This window comes from Paenibacillus sp. J22R56 (assembly GCF_056269375.1).
In genome coordinates this window covers 1-20,794 of record NZ_JBWDNV010000001.1, presented here as the reverse complement: position 1 = coordinate 20,794, position 20,794 = coordinate 1, and the positions used below count along the sequence as shown (strand labels likewise).

Below are 20,794 nucleotides of genomic sequence, written 5' to 3'. Positions count from 1 at the left end.
ACGACAGCACTTCCGTTGTCCCCCTGTTTTTTTGTACCTTGCTTCTTGGATGGGAGCCGGATTAAAGGAGGCTATATTAATGGCAGAGCAGCATCCTTATTTGCTTGAGATGAACAATATTACTAAGACTTTCCCTGGTGTTAAAGCACTTGATGATGTAACGCTTAAAGTTCGTCCGGGTACGGTACACGCCTTGATGGGTGAGAATGGTGCCGGCAAATCAACACTGATGAAATGCTTGTTCGGGATTTATCATCCGGATGCAGGCGAGATTTACTTAAATGGACAAAAGGCAGACATAAAAAACTCAAAAGACGCTCTTAACAGCGGCGTATCAATGATTCATCAGGAGCTTCATCCAGTGCCTCAGCGCAGCGTGATGGAGAACATTTGGCTTGGCAGATTTCCGATGATGGGCGTAGCCCCGTTTCGGTTCATAGACCATAAAAAGATGTATAAAGACACCATCGCATTGTTTGAAGATTTGAACATGGACATTGATCCGAACCAACTGGTCGGCGAATTGTCGGTGTCCAAAATTCAATCCCTTGAAATTGCAAAGGCGGTATCGTTCAACTCGAATATAATCGTCATGGATGAGCCTACTTCATCGCTGACAGGCAATGAGGTTGAACATTTGTTTGCGATTATTAACAAGCTGCGTGCACGCGGCGTAGCCATCATTTATATTTCGCACAAAATGGAAGAGATTTTGCGTATTTCCGATGATGTAACGATCATGCGTGATGGTAAATACATCGGGACTTGGCCGTCTCCTGAACTGACGATCGACATGATCATTCAGCGTATGGTTGGCCGTGATTTGTCCGATCGTTACCCTGAGCGTACTAATGTGCCAGGAGAAGTAATGCTCAAAGTAGAGGGCCTCACTTCAACGAATCCTAAATCGTTCAAAGACGTTTCCTTCGAGCTTCGCAAAGGTGAGATTCTTGGCGTAGGCGGTCTTGTAGGTGCGCAGCGTACAGAATTGATTGAAGCGCTGTTTGGGCTTCGTTCGGTGAAATCCGGTGCCATTCACAAAGACGGCAAGGTAATTAAAGTGAAAAATCCAATCGATGCTAAGAAGCATAAGATTGCCCTTCTGACGGAAGAACGTCGTGTAACCGGTATTTTCCCAGTCTTGTCGATTACGGAAAATACAGCGATTGCCAACCTCGGCCTTTACAAAGGACCGATGGGCTTCTTGAATGAAGCGAAGATGCGCGATGAAGCGAAGAAAGGCGTTGAGAAGTTCAGAACGAAGACGCCGTCTGTTAATCAACTTATCCGTAATCTGTCGGGCGGTAACCAGCAGAAGGTGCTTCTTGCACGCTGGCTGTTGACGAATCCGGACATTCTGCTGTTGGACGAACCGACTCGTGGTATCGACATCGGTGCCAAATATGAGATTTATCAGATCATTATTGATCTGGCGAAGCAAGGTAAGAGCATCATTATGATTTCGTCTGAAATGCCTGAGCTCATTGGTATGTCGGACCGGATTATGGTTATGTCCGAGGGCCGTGCAACCGGTATCCTCGACAGCAAGGATGCGACAGAACAAAGTATTATGAGATTGGCCGCACAGACAGGCTAATGATGAGGATTTGAAGGAGGACTAACACTCATGGAAGCAACAAGAGGTTCAAGAGCTAAAAGTATGTTTTCACAAAACGCGATTTGGATCGTGCTGATCGCTTTGATCGCTGTCATTACTATTATGGACACGAGTTTCTTGTCCGTTACCGTATTTAGAGATATGCTCGTCCAATCGTCGACACGATTGATTATCGCACTTGGGGCAGCGTTCATCCTGATTACTGCAGGGACTGACTTGTCAGCCGGCCGCGTTGTGGGTCTGACTGCAGTTGTATCCGCATCGATGCTTCAAAACCCGGAATATGCGAATAAGTTTTTCCCTGATCTGCCGTATCTGCCGATGTTTCTTCCGATCCTGGTTGCAATCGTTGTAGGTCTGATTGTTGGTTTGATTAATGGTGTTATCGTTGCGAAGTTTAATGTACCTCCGTTCATTGCGACACTTGGTACGATGGTTGCCGTGTACGGCGCGAACTCGCTGTACTTCGATATGAAGCCTAACCAATCGCAGCCTATCGGCGGTCTTCGCAGTGACTTCAGTGATTTAGGTACTGGTGCAATCGGTAACGGCGACTGGTCTTTGCCTTACATCGTACTAATTGCAATCTTCGTTGCGTTCATCGTATGGGTTGCTTTCAACAAAACAACTCTTGGTAAAAACATGTATGCGATTGGCGGCAACATTCATGCTGCTCACGTATCCGGTATTAATGTAGCAAAATGCTTGATGTGGATCTATGGTATTGCTGGCGCTTTGTATGGTCTGGCTGGTGTTCTGGAAGCAGCTCGTACAGGCGGTGCGACAAACAACTATGGTAACATGTATGAGCTTGATGCGATCGCAGCCTGCGTAGTTGGCGGCGTATCGACAACAGGCGGCGTAGGCCGAGTGAAAGGCGTTATCGCTGGTGTATTGATCTTTACCGTTATCAACTACGGTCTGACTTTCATCGGTATCAGCCCTTACTGGCAGTTGATTATCAAAGGTGCAATTATCGTTGTTGCAGTAGCCTTCGATATCCGTAAATATGTAGCTAAGAAATAGTCTAATAACATACAAACGAAACCCGCGAGGTCAAACTCGCGGGTTTTTTCATGTTTTGACAAAATCCCATCAAAAGCGACATAATAATGTCATATATAAGTGAGGGATTCACCAGATTGTCATATGAACCAAGGTATCTATCCAACAATATGTCATATTACCTAACACAAATTCATTTACTTCATACTGGCAGCTGTCTATAATAGAACTAATACACTTGGGAGAGGTGGAAGCATGCAATTAACAGAACGCGAGAAGGAAAAACTCATGATTACGATTGCTGCAGATTTGGCAAGAAAACGGATGAAGCGTGGTGTAAAGCTGAACTATCCTGAGAGTGTAGCGCTTATTACCTCCGAGATCATGGAAGGCGCTCGTGACGGTAAGACTGTAGCGGAATTAATGCAATTTGGAACAACCGTGTTAAAGCGTGAGGATGTAATGGGTGGAATACCGGAAATGATCCGCGAAGTTCAAGTAGAAGCGACATTCCCGGATGGAACGAAGCTTATTACGATTCATCATCCGATCTCCAGCTAGGCTATGCTTACGAAGTAAGAATTGCTTCGCAATTCTTTAAGCCTGATGCTTACGAAAGGGGATCTTGCATGATACCTGGGGAATACAGGGTTACACCTGGTTCAATTGTGCTGAATGCCGGACGCCGGACGGCGAAAACGATTGTCGTCAATACCGGTGACCGTCCGATTCAGGTTGGCTCTCATTTTCATTTTTTTGAAGTAAACCGGGCATTATCCTTTGATCGCGAAGCTGCCTTTGGCATGCGACTTCATATACCAGCAGGTACGGCTATAAGGTTCGAGCCCGGGGAAGAAAAGCCGGTAACGCTTGTTGAGCTTGGAGGTGCCAAGCTGTCCTATGGGTTAAACGGGCTGTCGCAAGGAAAGGCGGAAGCTGGTGTGATGCCGGAAGAAGTCCGTTCACGTCTCATTTCATGGGAAGGGGAAGACGGATGAGTATCATCGACAGAGAGCGTTATGCGGCTATGTTCGGACCAACAACAGGAGATGCGATAAGGCTGGCAGATACCGAGCTTTGGGCCGAGATTGAAATTGACTATACCGTATATGGCGATGAATGCAAATTTGGCGGAGGTAAAGTGATCCGCGACGGTATGGGGCAGTCCAGCGGGGCAACACGGGATGAAGGTGTGCTTGATACACTTATCACGAATGCAGTCATTATTGATCATTGGGGTATAGTGAAGGCAGATATCGGTATCAAGGATGGCTACATTGTTGGGATTGGCAAGGCAGGCAACCCGGATATTATGGACGGGGTCACCCCTGGCATGATAGCTGGGGTTAGTACGGAGATCATTGCTGGTGAAGGGAAGATCATTACGGCTGGCGGCATCGATGCCCATATTCATTTTATATGTCCACAGCAGATCGAGACAGCGCTTTCTTCCGGAGTGACCACGATGATTGGTGGAGGTACCGGTCCGGCTACAGGAACTAACGCTACGACCGTAACTCCTGGGGCTTGGCATATGCGGCGAATGCTGGAGGCGGCGGAGCATTTTCCAATGAATCTCGGTTTCACGGGCAAAGGAAATGCATCGTTCACAGCACCACTCATCGAGCAGATCGAAGCAGGTGCCATCGGGCTAAAGCTTCATGAAGATTGGGGGACTACTCCCGCTGCCATTGATGCCTGCTTAACTGCTGCAGATCAATATGATGTGCAGGTTGCCATTCATACGGATACGCTTAATGAAGCGGGTTTTGTGGAGGACACGTTAAGAGCCATCGGCGGACGGACCATACATACTTATCATACCGAAGGGGCGGGCGGTGGTCATGCCCCGGATATTATTGTTGCGGCAGGTGAGCTTAACGTGCTTCCCTCCTCCACTAATCCAACACGTCCTTTTACGATTAATACAATAGAAGAGCATCTGGATATGCTGATGGTCTGCCATCATCTCGACAGCCGGATTCCTGAGGATGTTGCTTTTGCCGACTCTCGTATACGTCCTGAGACGATTGCAGCGGAAGATATTTTACATGATATTGGTGTCTTCAGTATGATCAGCTCGGATTCCCAGGCAATGGGGCGGGTAGGCGAAGTCATTATTCGAACCTGGCAGACGGCGGATAAAATGAAACAGCAGCGCGGACCATTAGCACCTGATACAACGAGTGATAATTTCCGCATCAAGCGTTATATAGCGAAGTACACGATTAATCCGGCCATTACGCATGGGATTTCGCATATCGTTGGCTCGATTGAAGCGGGAAAATATGCGGATCTCGTATTGTGGCAGCCGATGTTTTTTGGAGTGAAGCCGGACATAGTGCTTAAGGGCGGCAGCATCGCCTACGCACAAATGGGTGATCCAAATGCATCCATACCGACTCCTCAGCCAGTGTTTGGGCGGCATATGTTTGCCTCCTTCGGTAAGGCGGTCTATAACAGTGCGATTACGTTTGTCTCTCAGGCTGCATTTGACCGCGGTATCGATCAACAGCTGGGATTGCAGAAACGAATCGAACCCGTACGGGGCTGTCGGTCGGTCACGAAGAAGGACATGATTCATAATGATGCCACGCCGGTTATTGAAGTTGATCCAGAGACCTACAAGGTAACGGTGGACGGGGAGCATGTGACCTGCGAACCGGCGAAATCGCTGCCGATGGCACAGCGCTACTTTTTGTTCTAGGAAGGAGCGGTTGCTAGGGTGGGGAGTTATGGAGCTTGGCTCGCGATGCAGCAGTTATTAGATTCTGCCCTGCCGATCGGCGGTTTTTCCCATTCATTTGGTCTCGAGACAATGGTGCAGGAAGAACGTATCCGCCACAGCGGGCAGCTGTATGATTATGCGGCAGTTATGATGCGGCAAAGCTGGGCTACCGCAGATGCCATGATCATTCGCGCGGTTTACCGTGATGCTCCGCTCGAAGAATGGGACAGATTGTTTGCTGTCGAACGGCTTGTGCATGTCCAGAGAATCGCCGTAGAAACAAGGGTTGGTATGGAAAAGATGGGCCGCCGGCTGCTGCAGCTTGCAACTGCCATTCATCCTCAGCTTGACTGGTCGATATTAAATGAAGCTTTGCGGCGTGGAGACTGCCAGGCTACACATCCGCTCGTTCACGGGTTTGTGTGCTGGCGGCTGGGCGTAGAGGAGGAGCAGGCTATTCAGGGGTATTTGTACACCTGTATTGTAACCTGTGTGAACAGCGCCCTGCGTCTGATGTCCATCGGACAGACAGAAGGGCAATCGCTTATTGCAAAGCTGTCGTTGTTAACAGACGAAGCGTCAGGAATAGCAATGTCTTTAGAGCCGGAAGAGGCTTATTCGAATATGCCGATGGCCGAGCTCGCCATGATCAGGCATGAACAGCTGTATTCCCGCTTATTTATGTCTTAACCAATTAGGGGAGGTATCATTATGTGCCAAGGTCAAGGTCATACACATAAGGAATGGGAAAAACCAGTTATCGACGCGTCGCGTCCGATTAGGATTGGAATCGGAGGTCCAGTTGGTTCAGGCAAAACTGCGCTTGTTGAGCGGTTATCACGAGAGCTGCATGAAAAATACAGTGTTGCGGTTATCACGAATGATATCTATACAAAGGAAGATGCACGAATCCTGGTCAATACAGGTGTCCTGCCGGAAGAGCGAATTCTTGGGGTAGAGACTGGCGGCTGTCCGCATACGGCGATTCGAGAGGATGCGTCGATGAACTTCGAAGCAATTGAAGAGCTGCAGCGCAGGTTCGAGAAGCTGGATCTGATCTTTATTGAAAGCGGCGGCGATAATCTGGCAGCTGCTTTTAGTCCGGAGCTGGTTGATCTTTTCATCTATATTATCGACGTGGCCCAAGGTGAGAAAATTCCGCGTAAAGGCGGACCTGGTATTATGCGCTCGGACTTACTTGTTATTAACAAGATCGACTTGGCTCCTTATGTAGGGGCAAGCCTCGAAGTCATGGATACCGATTCGAAGCGGATGCGCGGCGATCGTCCGTTTGTTTTCTCCAATATGTTTGGCGGCGATGGCGTAGCTGAAATAGTTGGTTGGCTTGAGCATGAGATATCGCATGCACGTGGCGAAGCGCATACGCATATCGTTCAGCTTGGCGCAATGCCTCATAATCATTAAGGATGATGGAGACATCAAACGAAAGGCGCGCAGCAACGGTGCTGCGCGCTTCGTTTCGCTATACGGATGGTGTCACTACCCTCGCCGATAAGTACCATACCTCGCCGATTAAAATTGCTAAGACTTTTCCACTTAAAGAGCAGCTTGGCGTGATCATCATGGATGCTTCGCCGGGACTACTTGAAGGGGATTGTTACGAGCTTGAGTGGAAGGCAGGCAGCTCCACACATAGCTTCATTACTACCCAATCCTATATGAAGGTTCACCCTAGCCTAACGGTCGGATCCTCTATCAAGCAGACTTTCCACCTTGCTGATCATGCTATTGTAGAGCATATGCCGGAGCCTGTGATGCTGTATAAAGAGGCTAGGTTTCATAATGATACGAATGTTTATCTTGGACAAGGTGCAGTTTGGATGCAAGCAGATATATTATGCCCGGGCCGTACTTTACGCAAAGAGCTGTTTCAATATACAGAGTTCCGAAATGCGTTATCTGTCTATTATGGCCATGAACTGATTTATGCACAGCGTCAACGGATTGTACCAGAAAGCCAGAAGCTTGCCTCACCTGGCAGTTGGGATGAGATGACCCATATTGCAACGTTTTGTTTATTTACCGATCGACTAACACCATCGCATATTCAGTCTATGAAGCAGCTTGTGGAGGAACAGCCATCGATGTATGGAGTACATCAAGTTGTCATAGGTGTGTCCGAGACACAGCGTTACGGCCTTGTTGCAGCCGCCGCATCGACTGCTGCGTGGCCGCTTCAGGAAGCAATGCGATCCATTTGGGATGGCGCAAGAAGCATTTTACTTCATAAAGAGCCCGTGACGCTGCTTTATTCATAGGCTGTACTTGGCTATGCGTTTAAAAAACGGTATATTTATAGATATGAACGTATTAGCGAGGGTGGATGGATGGACCAGGATCAGGTGAAACTCGAGAAACTAAGAGAGATGGATGATGTATTCCGTAAGCTGCGTAGACTGATTAATGCGGAATATAACCGCTTTAACGTTCACGGCCTAGGGATGACAGAGGGCAAGATGGTTATTATTCTAGCCCAGCATGGTCCTCAGAAAGCTTCAGCGATGGCGGAATGGCTGCGGATTACAAGTGGTGCGGTTACCGGGATATCCGACCGGCTTATTGAGCTCGGATATGTGGAACGTTCTCGGAGTGAGTTCGATCGCCGTATTGTTATGCTGAGTGTCACTGATGAAGGCCGCAAGCTGGAAAATCAGGTAATGGAAATGCGTGAGCGCATTATGTTTAAGTTATTTGACGGCTTTGAGTTTAATGATATGGAGAAAGCTATCGATATTTTCGTCCGGATGTCGAATAATTTAGATCCGAAGAGTGATGTAACACAAGAATAGAACAGAAAAGTGGCTGTGCAGGTTCAAAACTGCACGGCCACTTTATTAGTTCGGATTTTTTTATAATGATTCACCATTTAAGTAGTTGAAGAATGGCTTGTCGACCCAGAACGTATAGGATTGTATGGTTAAATCATTACCAAGTTTTTTGAAGCCTTCTACAATTGCGGCGGACTGCTCGTTTAACGAGAAGGATTGCGCATAATAGTGGCCTTGGCCAGTAATTTTGTTATTCGTAATTTGTACATAACCATCCAAGTTGGTTAAGGAATAATAAAGAGGCTGCCACCAGGAACTAGCGATGAGTCCGGTTTGATCTTCGCTGTTCTTTTTCGCATATTGTAAAATAATCGGCTGGAAGCGGGCTTTGTCGGCTGTGTTGTTGAATTCGAATTTCAGATCATATTCCTTCGCATAGGCGATATAATTGCCATTCTCAATTTGTACGACCTTATAATTGTCCGATTGAACGGGCTCGCCCCATTCTTTCAAATAGATGAACGCGGAAGTTTTAGGCTCCAACTGTACTTTGGCACTAATCCCTTCGCTCCTAAGCAGTCCGATTAATTGAACGGCGTGCTTCAGATTATCGTGTCCGTAGGTAAGGGATAAAGTTTCAACGAAGTTAGCATCATACCGTTCATCCTTTAGGTTGTAGCCGGTAACGAGACTTTGTTTCAGTGCGGTGTCCACGACTGTTTGCAGCTCAGGCGATTGGATGAGGTCAGAAGTATCATAAGCATCGGCAAGCTTCCCGTAAATATCGGCATCGGTTGTATAACCGATATAATGCTTATAGTCTCCTTTAATAGAAAGAATTTGAACGAGCAGCGTTTCTGCTAGTTGAGGAGAAGCTGCTTTTCCTTTTACTTCTTTGTAAAGGGAGGCAGGTAGTAAACCGCTATGTACAGCAGCTGCAAGCTCTTGTGAAGCTGACAGACTAAGTCCAGCTGGCGAATAGCCAATTTGTTTCAGAGCATCGGTTGTTTTATTTTGTGGGTAAGAATGGGCAAGTTCTAGAAGTCCGGCAGCCTTCACGGCAATATAGATGGCACTTGTTGCTTGGAGTGGCTGATCAGGTTCAACCTTTAATGAGGTAATTATTCCTTGCTCATATAATGCTGCAGCGGATGAATAATAAGGACTGGAAGTGCTGAGGTCGGTGAATGCTGGTTTTGCCTCACTTGCTTCAAGGCCTAGAATATCGGCGATTTGCTGAATGAATTGTCCTTTAGTAATAGTCGATCCAGCTTGGAAGGTGATGCCGAACTTTTCTTTCAGGAACAGCTCATATTCTGCTGGGGATGATTGGGAGGATTGCTTAATGGCCGTCGATTTTACCGCAGCAGCGTTTGCCGCTGACAGGGGTAGAGCAGAAGAGAAAAGAAGGGATAATGCCAGTGAGCCTGAGAGGAGCCATTTTTTGTTTAATTTCATGATTCAAAACCTCCAATAGTGTAATATAAATGTTTAATACAATTAATCCTGTCGGAATTGTATGGAAATATTATCATTGTTACAAAATGGTGTCAATAGCTTAACGCCGCAAGTCTTATCTTATAACCTATAGTAGAATAGAAGAACATTAGCTTATGCTTACGAAGTAAGAATCATCACGAACCGTCTAATCTTAGCTGTTTGTGTGATCATTCTTTTCAGGAGGTCAGGAACAACATGAATAATACAAGTAAGAAAGCAGAACGTTTGAAGAAAGCTCCGGCGCTCAAGGCGAATGTCGCTCCTGAGCTGGCACACCGGGTACCACCTGGTCAAACCACGACAGACCGTTTTCCGATTCTGCATGAAGGAGATGTTCCAGAGTACGATATGTCACAATGGACATTGCGCGTATTTGGCGAGGTAGAAGAGGAAAAGACTTTTACATACGAGCAGATTATGGCACTCCCGCAGATTAAGCAGAGGAATGATATTCACTGCGTGACCCGTTGGTCGAAGCTGGATACGGAGTGGGAAGGTGTGCGGTTTATTGATTTGCTGTCGCTGATTGGTGTGAAAGCTGATGCTAGATATGTCATGATCCATGCCGACCAGGATTACGAGACGAATCTGCCGCTTGAGGATCTGATGCATGAGAATATTCTTCTTGCTCATAGCTTTGATGGAGAGCCTTTGACAGCCAAGCATGGCTGGCCGCTTCGTCTGCTTGTCCCGCATCTTTATTTCTGGAAGAGTGCGAAGTGGATTCGGGGCATTGAATTTATGAAGGAAGATCGTCCGGGCTTTTGGGAAAGAAATGGTTTCCATAACTATGCCGATCCATTCCGTGAACAACGCTTCTCTGGTGAGGATTTGGGACTGCCGGAAGATGAATGGTATCACAAGGATTTCGATTAATTGGTATATAGCCGGATAACTAGAGATATGGTATAGTACGTAGGTACATTCGAATAAATGCTGAAGCAGATGCTTCAGGAGAGGTTCGCGAACTCCCTCTATAAAAAACTAAGAACTGGAATCTATTCTGATTCCATTTTTTTCGTTTTGAGACAGATGTACAGGGTGTTGTTCGAAGGGTCTCTCCCTCATCTAAGGGAGGAGAAAGAAACATGAAAAAAGGTAAAGCAGTTGTTGTATTCAGCGGCGGACAAGACAGCACGACATGTCTATTCTGGGCGCTTGAACGGTACGAAGAGGTGGAAGCGGTCACCTTCAATTATGGGCAGCGTCATTCGCTTGAGCTAGAATGTGCCGCACAGATTGCCACCGAGCTAGGAGTAAGGCATCATGTGCTCGATATGTCGCTGTTAAACCAGTTGGCACCAAATGCTCTCACCAGATCGGATATTGCGATCGAGCAGCAGGAGGGCGGATTGCCTTCTACTTTTGTAGACGGCCGTAACTTATTGTTCCTGTCCTTTGCGGGGGTACTTGCGAAGCAGATTGGAGCTAGAGCAATAGTAACCGGCGTATGCGAGACGGATTTCAGCGGTTACCCGGATTGCCGGGATATTTTTATCAAATCGCTAAACGTGACGCTTAATCTATCGATGGATTATCCATTTGTTATCGAGACTCCTCTGATGTGGCTGGACAAAGCCGAGACTTGGGAGCTTGCTGACAAGCTTGGTGCCTTCGAGTATGTGCGGACCAAGACCTTAACCTGTTATAACGGCGTTATTGCGGATGGCTGCGGAGAATGTCCGGCCTGCAAGCTGCGGAGTCAGGGGCTGAACCGTTATTTGGCTTCCAAGGAGGAGGGCAAAGCGGAATGATTCAGCAAATTTATCCAAGCGTCCAGCATGCCTTCCAATATGAATTAAATAAAGATATGCAGTTTGCGGCAGCACATTCCATTCCTTCCGAGGAAGCGGGACATTGTGCACGTGTGCATGGGCATACGTACTTTGCTAATGTGACGATTGCCGGCGATGAACTGGATTCTTCAGGATTTCTAGTGAATTTTGCAGCGATTAAGAAGCTTGTTCATAATCGCTTCGATCATACGTATTTGAATGATCATCATGATGTGTTTGATAACAACGACCCGAATCGTTTTCCAACGACAGAGGTTGTCGCCCGTACGATTTACGAGATCGTGCAAGCTTTCCTCGACGAGACACCTAATAAGGCAACTTGTGTACAAGTGTTTTTGCGCGAGACGCCAACCAGCTACTGTATTTATAGACCTAAGAAGGTTCTGAATCATGGCTGAGAAACGAATTCCGGTCATGGAAGTATTTGGACCAACGGTACAGGGCGAAGGGATGGTCATTGGACAAAAAACGATGTTTGTCCGCACAGCTGGTTGTGACTATTCCTGTTCGTGGTGCGATTCTGCTTTCACTTGGGACGGTACCGGGAAAGAGGATATCCGGATGCTGACGGCTGAAGAGATTATGGCTGAGCTGCGTGCATTAGGAGGTAATACCTTCTCTCATGTAACGTTATCCGGCGGTAATCCAGCTTTGCTGAAAAATGCAGATGAGCTTGTTGATACACTCCATCGTGAAGGTATGCGTGTTGCGGTAGAAACGCAAGGCAGCCGCTGGCAGGATTGGCTTCTTGCTATTGACGAGCTGACCTTGTCGCCGAAGCCGCCAAGTTCAGGCATGAACACAGATTGGGCTGTGCTGGATGAGATTGTAGTGAAGCTGACAAGCGGCAGTAATCCGTTTAGTTTGAAAGTTGTTGTTTTTGATGAGCAGGATCTCGCTTATGCGGCGCAGGTGCATGCTCGTTATTCCGATGTTCCCTTTTTCATTCAGGCAGGTAATGATGATTTGCTTGAGGCTGATAACGGGAAGATGGCAGCAAAGCTTATTGAGAAGTATGAATGGCTGATTGATCAAGTGATGGATCGTGAAGATATGACGAATGTTAGAGTGCTGCCGCAGCTCCATGCGCTTGTATGGGGTAATAAGCGGGGCGTGTAAAAGGAAGGGAGAGTTTCATCTATGTCTGGAAGAAAAGATGAAGAATTACAAGGAATTAGCTTGCTTGGCAATCAAGGTACACGTTACCCAATGGAATATTCGCCTGCCGTACTGGAGGCTTTTGATAATAAACATCCCTACCGGGATTATTTCGTTAAGTTTAACTGCCCGGAATTCACAAGCTTGTGCCCAATGACGGGCCAGCCAGATTTTGCAACGATCTATATTTCGTACATTCCGGATATTAAAATGGTGGAAAGCAAGTCGCTTAAGCTGTATCTGTTCAGCTTCCGCAACCATGGTGACTTCCATGAGGACTGCATGAACATTATTATGAATGACTTAATCGAGCTGATGCAGCCTCGTTATATCGAAGTATGGGGCAAATTCACGCCACGCGGCGGGATCTCCATCGATCCGTATTGCAACTACGGCAAGCCAGGCACCAAATTCGAGCAGATGGCCGAAGAGCGGTTGTTTAATCATGATATGTACCCGGAAAAAGTGGATAATCGTTAGGGGAGGGTATCTAAAGAGGAGAGTATGTAATAGAGGGAGATGTATCTCATGAGGAATGTATCTCCTTCCGGCCGCTGCTGCCAATGTGAAATTTTGAATTTACTCGTTTTTAACGAGATTTCACATTGGCAAAGGCGAGCGCTTCGCTCCTCCAGGAGATACATCACCTCTATCGATACTACCCCTTATTAGATACCTACTCTTTCGATTATAGGTGTGAGCAGCACTAGAAGGACCATTTAATTTGGTCCTTCTTTTTTTATAAGAGGAGGGAATGGCATGTTTCCTGGATTAGAAACAGAAAGATTAATGCTGAGAGAAATTACAAATGAGGATGTACAGGACATTTTTGCTTGTTTTTCAAATGAGGATGTTACTCGTTTCTATGGGCAAGAAACATTGGGAAATATAGATCAAGCGAAAGCGATTATTGATTTTTTTGCAAAGATTTACACAGAAAGAAGAGGCATACGCTGGGGGATGGAACGAAAAGGAACACCAGGCTTAATTGGAACGATTGGCTTTAATGTCTGGTCGTCTAAACATAAACGGGCTGAAATAGGTTATGAAATTCATCCGGAACAATGGCGAAAGGGTTATGCCTCCGAAGCACTAACGAAGGTTATTGAATATGGATTTGATGAATTTGGCCTAACTCGTATTGGTGCCGTTGTATTTATAGAAAATGAAGCATCTAATCATCTGCTAACGAAGATGGGATTTCAAAGAGAAGGGATCCTCAGAGATTATATGTATCAGAATGGCAAACCACATGATACACACGTTTACTCCATCCTTAAAAAGTAAGAAGGACCACGAAAAAGCGTGGTCCTTCTTTTCTTTTTTGCCCCTCTCAATTAACCGAGTGACGGAGCATTTTGAATGATTCTGGAGAAGTAGATTATGCTTACGAAGTAGCTTTCTTTCAGAAAGCTTTTAACCGTTCGCCTTTGCCCCTGAATTTCAACCGCTAAAGCGGTTTGTAATGAAGAAATTCGGGGGCAACAGCGATCGGAAGAATATTCAAATGCGATGTCACCCTCGGTTAATCCTTATTCCTCTTCGTCGTCGAGGAGAACGATATCTAGAATCGTGGTTTGACCGTCGAAGATCGTTGGCATACGAATGGCGGTTTGTTTGCCAGGGAAGGAGAACTCCGCTGTCGGGAGACCTGCCGCAATGTTTGTAAAAGCATATTGACCATTCGTATTGCTAATGATTTGACGGATAAGATTGCGATCAGTCGTTACGATCTCAGCAAGAGCCATATCCAGCGGATTACCCGAAGAGTCGCGAATCGTTCCACGCAGTGTCCCGAATTGAGCACTTAGCGTTAGATCAGCGCGCGAAGCGGCAATCGCGCTTGTTGTTAATGACCGGGCTGCTGAACCATAGGAAGGCGCTGAACCTGTAACGGTATACAATCCTGGAGCTACAGGGTCTGTAGTAAATGCACCATTTAAATCGGTGATGGCGGTTAGTAATGACACTTTGGTTGTCGAGTCTAGAACATGAACGACGGAGCCTGGGATTGGTGCTGCATCAACGCTGCTGATGACGTTGCCGACGATGGGGAAGGATTGTGCGGTTGTTATCGTCACATTTGCCGTTTGAGTCTGGCCAATCTGCTCGGGTATAAAGGTCGTAGAGGTGCCAGTGGAAGATTTGCTTGCAACGATGGTTTGTTCGCCTGCAGGAATACTCGGTAAGATATATTCGCCATTTCGATCTGTTATTCCGTTTCCACCAATTACGCCGTTGGAATCAATAATAGTTACGGAAGTATTAGGCAGTGGCTGTTTTCCAGGACCTGTAGTAACTACTCCGCCTACTGATGTTTTAATCTGAGTAAGTGCAAAGGTAACGATCGTCGTTTCTCCACGATTAACGAGTGTTGAAGATTGCTGCGTAATAAAACCTGTTAGTGATGCGGTTAGAGCGTAGTTGGTTGCAGCTACTTCACCAAGGTCAAATTGTCCCTTGTTATCTGTTAATAAAGTGGAGAGCGCCGGGCCGAAATTGTTATATTGCAGCAATTGAATGGTGACACCAGATAATGCAGCTCCGGTTACTTTATTTGTTACACTGCCGATCAATCGACCAGGCAGTGGCAGAAGTGCGAAGCTGAAGCGAGTTGTTTCTCCTGCGATTATTGTAAATCCGCCAAACTCAGCAGCATAACCAGCTGCAGTCACGATGGTATTATAGCTGCCCGGTGCTAATGACGGGAAGGAATATTGACCGCCATTATTGCTGAGCACCGTACCGATTGTTATCCCTGATGAAGCGTCAATTAATCGGATCTCTGCTCCTGCAATATTCACTCCATTTGTAATATCACTGACGAATCCTTCTACAAGACCAGGCAGAGGAGTAAGGAGCAGTTCTGTCACGGAAGTCTGACCGCTGCGGGTAACAACAGCGGCAATCCCGGTGCCGAAGCCGGATGTGATGGCGGAGATCGCGAAGTTGCCTGCCGGTATACCAATAATCACAAAACTGCCGGTATCATCTGTGTAGACCGTGTCGAGAGGTTGGCCCTCAACATCAGTGATGATGATTAAACAACCGCTAATAGGTGCTGAAGTTATGCTGTTTTTTACCGTACCAAGTATGGTAGCCGTTTGTGGTGATAATTGCAGGGTTACATTTGTTGTACTGCCTGCCTGAACTGTAATGCCGACGATCTCCGTTTCAAAGAATGGAGAGGAAACGGAGATCACATACTCGCCGGAAGGAACGCCAGTAATGTGGAAGGTACCATCCCCTTCAACGAAGACGGTCTCAAGCAAGGTGCCATCTTTCGTATAAAGCTTGATTCTGGTGTCGTTTGCTCCAATTGGATTACCGTTGTTATCCGTTACAATGCCGCTGATTACACCAAATAATGGATTCAGCGCAAGGTTGGCAATGGAGAACCCATTACTTTCAACCGATGTCCCAATCGTACCGGTTGCGTAATTATTCGCTTTTGCGAGAACTGTGTACGTTCCGGGCAGCAATCCGTTAATCTGGTAGTTGCCAAACGGTGTGCTCGTTGCAGAAGCAATTGATAAGCCCGTTGCTTCATTAAGACGAATTTCTACGCTGGCTCCTGGGATAATGAGTCCTGTTGATTGATCCGTAATTTGACCACTAATTGTACCTGGATCTGGAGTAAGCACGAAGTTTACGCCTGTAACGATTTCTCCTGGATCAACAAAAGTGCCTTTAACCTGATTGCTAAAGTTAGGGGCTGATGCAATGACGGTTTTTGGTCCGACAGGGATAGCATCGATAACATAAGTGCCGTCTCCTTGCGTAGGTCCGATGCCGCGAATAGATTCATTACTGTTTAATACTTTTACGACAGCTGTCGTTATCGGATTCCCGGCCGTATCTACAACGGAACCGATTATTTGGCCGGGATTAGGTGACAAACTTATTGTCACATTCGTCGTTTGTCCGGCGAGGATCGTTGCACCTGCTACTTGAGACGAGAAACCCATCGCAATGGCTGTCACATAATAAGAGCCAACTTTTTCCCCAATGAAAGTAAAGGTTCCGTCAGGTCTGGTGAAAACAGATGAGATGAGAATATTGTTGTTGTTAAATAATTGAATAAGTGCTCCTCCAACAGGAGGTGAGACTTCACCTACCAATGTTCCGGGATTTGGCTCGAGGGTGAAGTTAACGGGGGTAATCGAGTTGGATTGAACAATCGCCCCTAATACCTCACCTTTATAATTCAAGGCATGCACAGCTACTGTATAGCTGCCGGGCGGCAAGCCGTCGAATTGGAAACCGCTTTTGGTATCGGCAATTAAGGATGCTATTAAAAAGTTATTGCTGTCTGTGACCGTCACGGCAACCCCTAAAATAATCGCTCCCGTATTCACATCCAGAATTTGTCCAGCAATGCTGCCTGGATCCGGGAGAAGGACAAGGGTTATTGGTGTTGTTACATCCGATGCAATGTTAATAGTAGCCGATGCGGTCTGGAAATTGTTCGCCGAGGCTAATACGGTATAACTGCTAGGAGCAAGACTACTAACCTGGAATTGGCCCGTTGTATCGGAGAAAATGGTTGCGATAGAAACCCCGTTCGCTGACTGCATTTTGATGACAACACCTGCACCTGCTACGGGTACTCCATTCGTATCAACTACAGTTCCACTAATAGTTCCTGGATTTGGACTTAGTACGAAATTAAGAATAGAACGCGTGTCTGGAAGGACGGCAACGCTTTGGAAGGTGCTTTGGTAGGGGTTAGCGGAAGCTGTTACAAGGTATTGTAAGGGTAAAAGATTTTCGATGAGGTAGCTGCCATCCGTTTGTGTCACAAATCGGGTAAGCAGCAGCCCGCCTCCTGCAACGTTTACATTTAATGAGATAATTGTGCCTACGATCGGATTGCCGCTTGTGTCTGTAACAACCCCCGTTAATGATCCTACATTCGGGAATAGGATAAAGTTTTCCGTAGTGGTTTCACCAGGATTTATGGTAACGCTAAAGGATTGGCCGCCAAACCCTTCTGCTCGTATGGTCACAAAATAGTTTCCGGGTGCTAAGTTGCCAATATTGTAAGTCCCGTCTTCTAGTGTCGCGACCCTCACAACTATAATGTTGTTGAGGAATATCCGGATGATTGCATCATGAACCGGCACACCAGAATTGTCGGTTACAACACCGGTTACGGCTCCGGCAAGCTGTTGTAAGGCTGCATTTAGAATTGTTGTGGAGGCCGCATTAATCATAGCTCCAATGGTTTGCCCGGCATATCCTTCTTCTGCAATGACTATAGAATAGGAACCGGGTGCAAGAGAAGGGATGGTATAGCTTCCATCGGCTGCTGTTGAAGTCGTTTGCAAGGTAATACCTTCGGCAGTAAATACTCGTAAGCTAGCTCCAACAAGAGGTAAACCCGTTGTCGCGTCAGATATAATTCCGCTTAGCATCCCAGCAACAGGTGATAAAGCGGCATTAACTACTTTTGTTTGTCCTGCGGCTATGGAGAACCCAATGACTTGCGCGACAAAGGTATCGGCAGATATACGGATCCGGTCATTAGTAGCAGGAGAAAGCGAAGCGATGATATAACTTCCTGCTCCATTTGTTGTGGCAGAAGCGAGGACGCTATTCCGGTTATCTAAGACCTCTACAAAAACATTGGCTAATGGTGCACCTGTTTGTGCATTTGTTATAGTACCAGTTACTGTACCTGGATTTGGTGATAATGCTGCATTAAGTGTGCGTGTCTCTGCGATGGTCAAAGTAACGGGGAAATCACGAGCCTGAAATTGATCAGCTGAGAAACTTACCCGGTAATAACCTGGGATTAGTCCATTCACAACATACCCACCAGCTGCATTTGTTTCAGCTTGTGCAACCAATACACCAATAGAGTCTGTAACATGTACAACCGCGCCGGCAATTGGACTTCCGTTGACTGATGCAATAATTGTACCTTGGACAATAGCTGGTATCGGGGTAAGGGTGACATTAACCGTTTTGACCACACCAGCCACGACCGTTACGGCTGCGGACGTCGATTGATAGTTGGTCAGACTAAAAGTAAGAGTATAGCTTCCAACTGGTAGCTGTGGGAATCCGTACACACCGCCCCCATTCGAGGTGGTTTGCCCAGCATTGGTGTTGCCTGGTAAAGCGGTTGCCTGTACGGTTACTCCCGAAAGCGGGAGACCTGTAGCTTTGTCGATGATTGTTCCCGTTACACCGCCAAGGGCAATAACGGAAACAGTAGATGAGGACGCAGGAGCACTGATCATTCCTCCCGTAAAACTGTCCACACCAGTTACCGTTTTGGTATCGACAGTCCTTGTACCCGCAGTATTGAATTGAGCAAAAGCCTGATAAGATAATGTGGCCGACGCACCAACGGCCAGGTTGCCAACGTTCCATGTTAAGTTGTTCGTTGTGCTGTTAAAAGCCGTTGTGCCTTGCGTTTTTTGGGTAACGGTGAAGGATATCGTTTTATCAAATACAAATGGGGCTTGGAGGAAAAGTGTTGAGGCTTGACTGCGTCCGGTATTTGTAACTGTAATTGTACCTGTAAAAGTAGATGATTGACCCGCTATGACTGGAGAGGTAGAGGAAGCTACAGTCTGCGTAACAGACAGCTTGGCTCGAACATCACCGCCGGCGATCGTGACCGGATCACAAAATAAAGTACTTAACGTTTGTCCCGTACCTATAAAGTCCTTATTAAAGTTGTTATTGTTGGTTGCCGTGAAAAATAAGAATCGCAGGGAAGATTGATCAGTAATCCCGAGTAGGGAAAACAAGGTTTTCGCAGGAACAAAGAAATCGATAAAATAATTGGTTGTGCTGCCAAGCTGAGAGTCGTCATCCGTTGGCTGGGCCCGGGCGATATCGAAGTTACAGATGGTAACACTAAAATTCGGGTTTCCTTTGCCATCCGTTCCTTCAGCTTGATCAGTCACGATATTCGGCAGCTTGACCGTGTTGGCGATCAGCTGAACTTCGTTATCCAGGCCATTGACGACTAGTTCCCATTCATAAGTAGAGGGGTTATTATCGGTATCGAACAATACGCCCCAAGCGAAGTTGCGGAAATTATTTTTAAATCTTGGATCGGTGTTGAGGCGCATACGAAAATAAACGTTTGTTCCATCGTAAGCATAATAAGCGGCGGGAAACTGAGCATTGCCGACAATATCAACCTCATCGGGGTTAACGTCGCGGACGGGATCTACGACATTACTATTATTTTGTTGCAAAGGGACGAATTGCGAATTGCTTGGAAATGGCATTCTTGGCTTGAGCCTCCCGTTATATAGCATCACTAACGTTGAGTAATGGCCGATATTATTTCCATGTATATGAAATATGGTATGTTTTGAAGCATGTACTGTAATGCAGTAAGGTAATATGTAAAAATAAAACGACGGTCTTCGCGAGAAGACCGTCGTTTTTCAGTCGCTTCTTACATTAGTGGTTGTTGCCGGAGGAGTTGCCTTTTTTATCAGAGGTTTTAGATGTTGTGTTTTTACGCGCATGTCCTTGTTGCTTAGCCATGTTATCACCTCCTTCATGTGTTAAGTGGTCGACGGCGTTATTTTGTACCATTTGTAGTTTTTTTAAAAAGTATTTAAGAAAAAGCTTGCAATCATATTAATTTCTATGGTATATTCTATTTCTGGCCGAGAGAGACAAGCGGTTGGAGCGAAAAGCAGAAGATCATTGATTGATAGAAATTGAAATCGTTGAAAAATAAAGCTTGACTCTGAAGTCGATAACGTGATAAGATACACCGCGTTGTTGAAAAAATTGTTCTTTGAAAACTGAACAACGAGCAAAACTGCCCCGTTAGAAATAACGGAAAAAGCGATGTATCGATCTTTATCGAAGTAACTCAGCGATGAGCGACCGCGATTAGAGGTTGATTAAAACGCCGACTGGAAAACTTGTTTTCCAGTGCGGTAAACAAGTTTGAGCAAGTCAAACGGAACCAAGGAGTTTTCGTCGAACGGTTTCGGTCGATCAATGAAAACACCATTTCATGGAGAGTTTGATCCTGGCTCAGGACGAACGCTGGCGGCGTGCCTAATACATGCAAGTCGAGCGGATCTTTTCCTTCGGGGAAAGATTAGCGGCGGACGGGTGAGTAACACGTGGGTAACCTGCCCATAAGACTGGGATAACATTCGGAAACGAATGCTAATACCGGATACGCGAATTGGTCGCATGGCCGAATCGG

Annotated in this window: 17 protein-coding genes, 1 rRNA gene and 1 riboswitch; of the genes, 16 read left to right on the top strand and 2 right to left on the bottom strand. The window is 46.4% G+C overall.

Features of this window, described 5'->3' with window-relative positions; genetic code table 11:
* The first annotated feature begins 79 nt into the window (after positions 1–79).
* The 9 genes from AC0YNT_RS00090 (at position 80) to AC0YNT_RS00050 (ending at position 8,161) form a co-directional block, all read left to right on the top strand.
* Positions 80–1,597: a sugar ABC transporter ATP-binding protein gene (locus AC0YNT_RS00090; protein ID WP_475802813.1), complete on the top strand. Its 1,518-nt coding sequence runs from the start codon at positions 80–82 to the stop codon at positions 1,595–1,597.
* A 30-nt stretch (positions 1,598–1,627) separates the two neighbouring features.
* Complete coding sequence (gene mglC / locus AC0YNT_RS00085; RefSeq protein ID WP_167280105.1) at positions 1,628–2,644, top strand: galactose/methyl galactoside ABC transporter permease MglC; 1,017 nt, start codon at positions 1,628–1,630, stop codon at positions 2,642–2,644.
* A 234-nt stretch (positions 2,645–2,878) separates the two neighbouring features.
* Positions 2,879–3,184 (top strand): urease subunit gamma, encoded by a 306-nt coding sequence (locus tag AC0YNT_RS00080; RefSeq protein ID WP_475802812.1) that lies wholly within the window; start codon positions 2,879–2,881, stop codon positions 3,182–3,184.
* A gap of 68 nt (positions 3,185–3,252) precedes the next feature.
* Entirely contained in the window at positions 3,253–3,621 is a 369-nt protein-coding gene (locus AC0YNT_RS00075; protein ID WP_475802811.1) for an urease subunit beta, read from the top strand.
* Positions 3,618–5,330 (top strand): urease subunit alpha, encoded by a 1,713-nt coding sequence (gene ureC / locus AC0YNT_RS00070; RefSeq protein WP_475802810.1) that lies wholly within the window; start codon positions 3,618–3,620, stop codon positions 5,328–5,330. Before AC0YNT_RS00075 ends, ureC begins: the two co-directional genes overlap by 4 nt.
* 18 nt (positions 5,331–5,348) lie before the next feature.
* Positions 5,349–6,041, top strand: a complete 693-nt coding sequence (locus AC0YNT_RS00065; RefSeq protein WP_475802809.1) for an urease accessory protein UreF — start codon at positions 5,349–5,351, stop codon at positions 6,039–6,041.
* Between the two features lie 21 nt (positions 6,042–6,062).
* Positions 6,063–6,776: an urease accessory protein UreG gene (ureG, locus tag AC0YNT_RS00060; protein WP_167280101.1), complete on the top strand. Its 714-nt coding sequence runs from the start codon at positions 6,063–6,065 to the stop codon at positions 6,774–6,776.
* Between the two features lie 5 nt (positions 6,777–6,781).
* Positions 6,782–7,630: an urease accessory protein UreD gene (locus tag AC0YNT_RS00055; protein WP_475802808.1), complete on the top strand. Its 849-nt coding sequence runs from the start codon at positions 6,782–6,784 to the stop codon at positions 7,628–7,630.
* Positions 7,631–7,699: 69 nt separating this feature from the next.
* A complete protein-coding gene (locus AC0YNT_RS00050) occupies positions 7,700–8,161 on the top strand; it encodes a MarR family winged helix-turn-helix transcriptional regulator (protein WP_167280100.1) in 462 nt (153 codons plus the stop codon).
* Between the two features lie 60 nt (positions 8,162–8,221).
* Here the strand turns inward: AC0YNT_RS00050 and AC0YNT_RS00045 are convergent, their stop codons facing one another.
* On the bottom strand, positions 8,222–9,598 hold the full coding sequence (locus AC0YNT_RS00045; RefSeq protein ID WP_475802807.1) for a hypothetical protein: 1,377 nt from the start codon (positions 9,596–9,598) through the stop codon (positions 8,222–8,224).
* Between the two features lie 237 nt (positions 9,599–9,835).
* Between AC0YNT_RS00045 and AC0YNT_RS00040 the strand changes: the two genes are divergently transcribed.
* The 6 genes from AC0YNT_RS00040 (at position 9,836) to AC0YNT_RS00015 (ending at position 13,881) form a co-directional block, all read left to right on the top strand.
* Positions 9,836–10,516, top strand: a complete 681-nt coding sequence (locus AC0YNT_RS00040; protein ID WP_475802806.1) for a sulfite oxidase-like oxidoreductase — start codon at positions 9,836–9,838, stop codon at positions 10,514–10,516.
* Positions 10,517–10,590: 74 nt separating this feature from the next.
* A riboswitch (PreQ1 riboswitch) is annotated at positions 10,591–10,634 on the top strand.
* 94 nt (positions 10,635–10,728) lie between these two features.
* On the top strand, positions 10,729–11,394 hold the full coding sequence (gene queC, locus AC0YNT_RS00035; protein ID WP_475802805.1) for a 7-cyano-7-deazaguanine synthase QueC: 666 nt from the start codon (positions 10,729–10,731) through the stop codon (positions 11,392–11,394).
* Positions 11,391–11,834, top strand: a complete 444-nt coding sequence (queD, locus tag AC0YNT_RS00030; protein ID WP_167280096.1) for a 6-carboxytetrahydropterin synthase QueD — start codon at positions 11,391–11,393, stop codon at positions 11,832–11,834. Before queC ends, queD begins: the two co-directional genes overlap by 4 nt.
* Entirely contained in the window at positions 11,827–12,555 is a 729-nt protein-coding gene (gene queE, locus AC0YNT_RS00025; RefSeq protein WP_475802804.1) for a 7-carboxy-7-deazaguanine synthase QueE, read from the top strand. The genes queD and queE overlap by 8 nt, the downstream gene beginning before the upstream one ends.
* A 21-nt stretch (positions 12,556–12,576) precedes the next feature.
* Complete coding sequence (gene queF / locus AC0YNT_RS00020) at positions 12,577–13,074, top strand: preQ(1) synthase (RefSeq protein ID WP_475802803.1); 498 nt, start codon at positions 12,577–12,579, stop codon at positions 13,072–13,074.
* 279 nt (positions 13,075–13,353) lie between these two features.
* Positions 13,354–13,881, top strand: coding sequence for a GNAT family N-acetyltransferase (locus tag AC0YNT_RS00015; protein WP_475802802.1), 528 nt, complete (start codon positions 13,354–13,356; stop codon positions 13,879–13,881).
* Positions 13,882–14,126: 245 nt separating this feature from the next.
* Here the strand turns inward: AC0YNT_RS00015 and AC0YNT_RS00010 are convergent, their stop codons facing one another.
* Positions 14,127–19,847, bottom strand: coding sequence for a beta strand repeat-containing protein (locus AC0YNT_RS00010; protein WP_475802801.1), 5,721 nt, complete (start codon positions 19,845–19,847; stop codon positions 14,127–14,129).
* A 746-nt stretch (positions 19,848–20,593) separates the two neighbouring features.
* Here AC0YNT_RS00010 and AC0YNT_RS00005 point away from each other — a divergent pair.
* Positions 20,594–20,794: ribosomal RNA gene (locus AC0YNT_RS00005) — 16S ribosomal RNA — on the top strand; the annotation flags it as partial.

Bases quoted from the DNA above. Each gene is read 5' to 3' on its own strand.
- AC0YNT_RS00090 (WP_475802813.1), top strand. From the start codon at position 80: ATGGCAGAGCAGCATCCTTATTTGCTTGAGATGAACAATATTACTAAG.
- mglC (WP_167280105.1), top strand. From the start codon at position 1,628: ATGGAAGCAACAAGAGGTTCAAGAGCTAAAAGTATGTTTTCACAAAAC.
- AC0YNT_RS00080 (WP_475802812.1), top strand. From the start codon at position 2,879: ATGCAATTAACAGAACGCGAGAAGGAAAAACTCATGATTACGATTGCT.
- AC0YNT_RS00075 (WP_475802811.1), top strand. From the start codon at position 3,253: ATGATACCTGGGGAATACAGGGTTACACCTGGTTCAATTGTGCTGAAT.
- ureC (WP_475802810.1), top strand. From the start codon at position 3,618: ATGAGTATCATCGACAGAGAGCGTTATGCGGCTATGTTCGGACCAACA.
- ureG (WP_167280101.1), top strand. From the start codon at position 6,063: ATGTGCCAAGGTCAAGGTCATACACATAAGGAATGGGAAAAACCAGTT.
- AC0YNT_RS00055 (WP_475802808.1), top strand. From the start codon at position 6,782: ATGGAGACATCAAACGAAAGGCGCGCAGCAACGGTGCTGCGCGCTTCG.
- AC0YNT_RS00050 (WP_167280100.1), top strand. From the start codon at position 7,700: ATGGACCAGGATCAGGTGAAACTCGAGAAACTAAGAGAGATGGATGAT.
- AC0YNT_RS00045 (WP_475802807.1), bottom strand. From the start codon at position 9,598: ATGAAATTAAACAAAAAATGGCTCCTCTCAGGCTCACTGGCATTATCC.
- AC0YNT_RS00040 (WP_475802806.1), top strand. From the start codon at position 9,836: ATGAATAATACAAGTAAGAAAGCAGAACGTTTGAAGAAAGCTCCGGCG.
- queC (WP_475802805.1), top strand. From the start codon at position 10,729: ATGAAAAAAGGTAAAGCAGTTGTTGTATTCAGCGGCGGACAAGACAGC.
- queD (WP_167280096.1), top strand. From the start codon at position 11,391: ATGATTCAGCAAATTTATCCAAGCGTCCAGCATGCCTTCCAATATGAA.
- queE (WP_475802804.1), top strand. From the start codon at position 11,827: ATGGCTGAGAAACGAATTCCGGTCATGGAAGTATTTGGACCAACGGTA.
- queF (WP_475802803.1), top strand. From the start codon at position 12,577: ATGTCTGGAAGAAAAGATGAAGAATTACAAGGAATTAGCTTGCTTGGC.
- AC0YNT_RS00015 (WP_475802802.1), top strand. From the start codon at position 13,354: ATGTTTCCTGGATTAGAAACAGAAAGATTAATGCTGAGAGAAATTACA.
- AC0YNT_RS00010 (WP_475802801.1), bottom strand. From the start codon at position 19,847: ATGCCATTTCCAAGCAATTCGCAATTCGTCCCTTTGCAACAAAATAAT.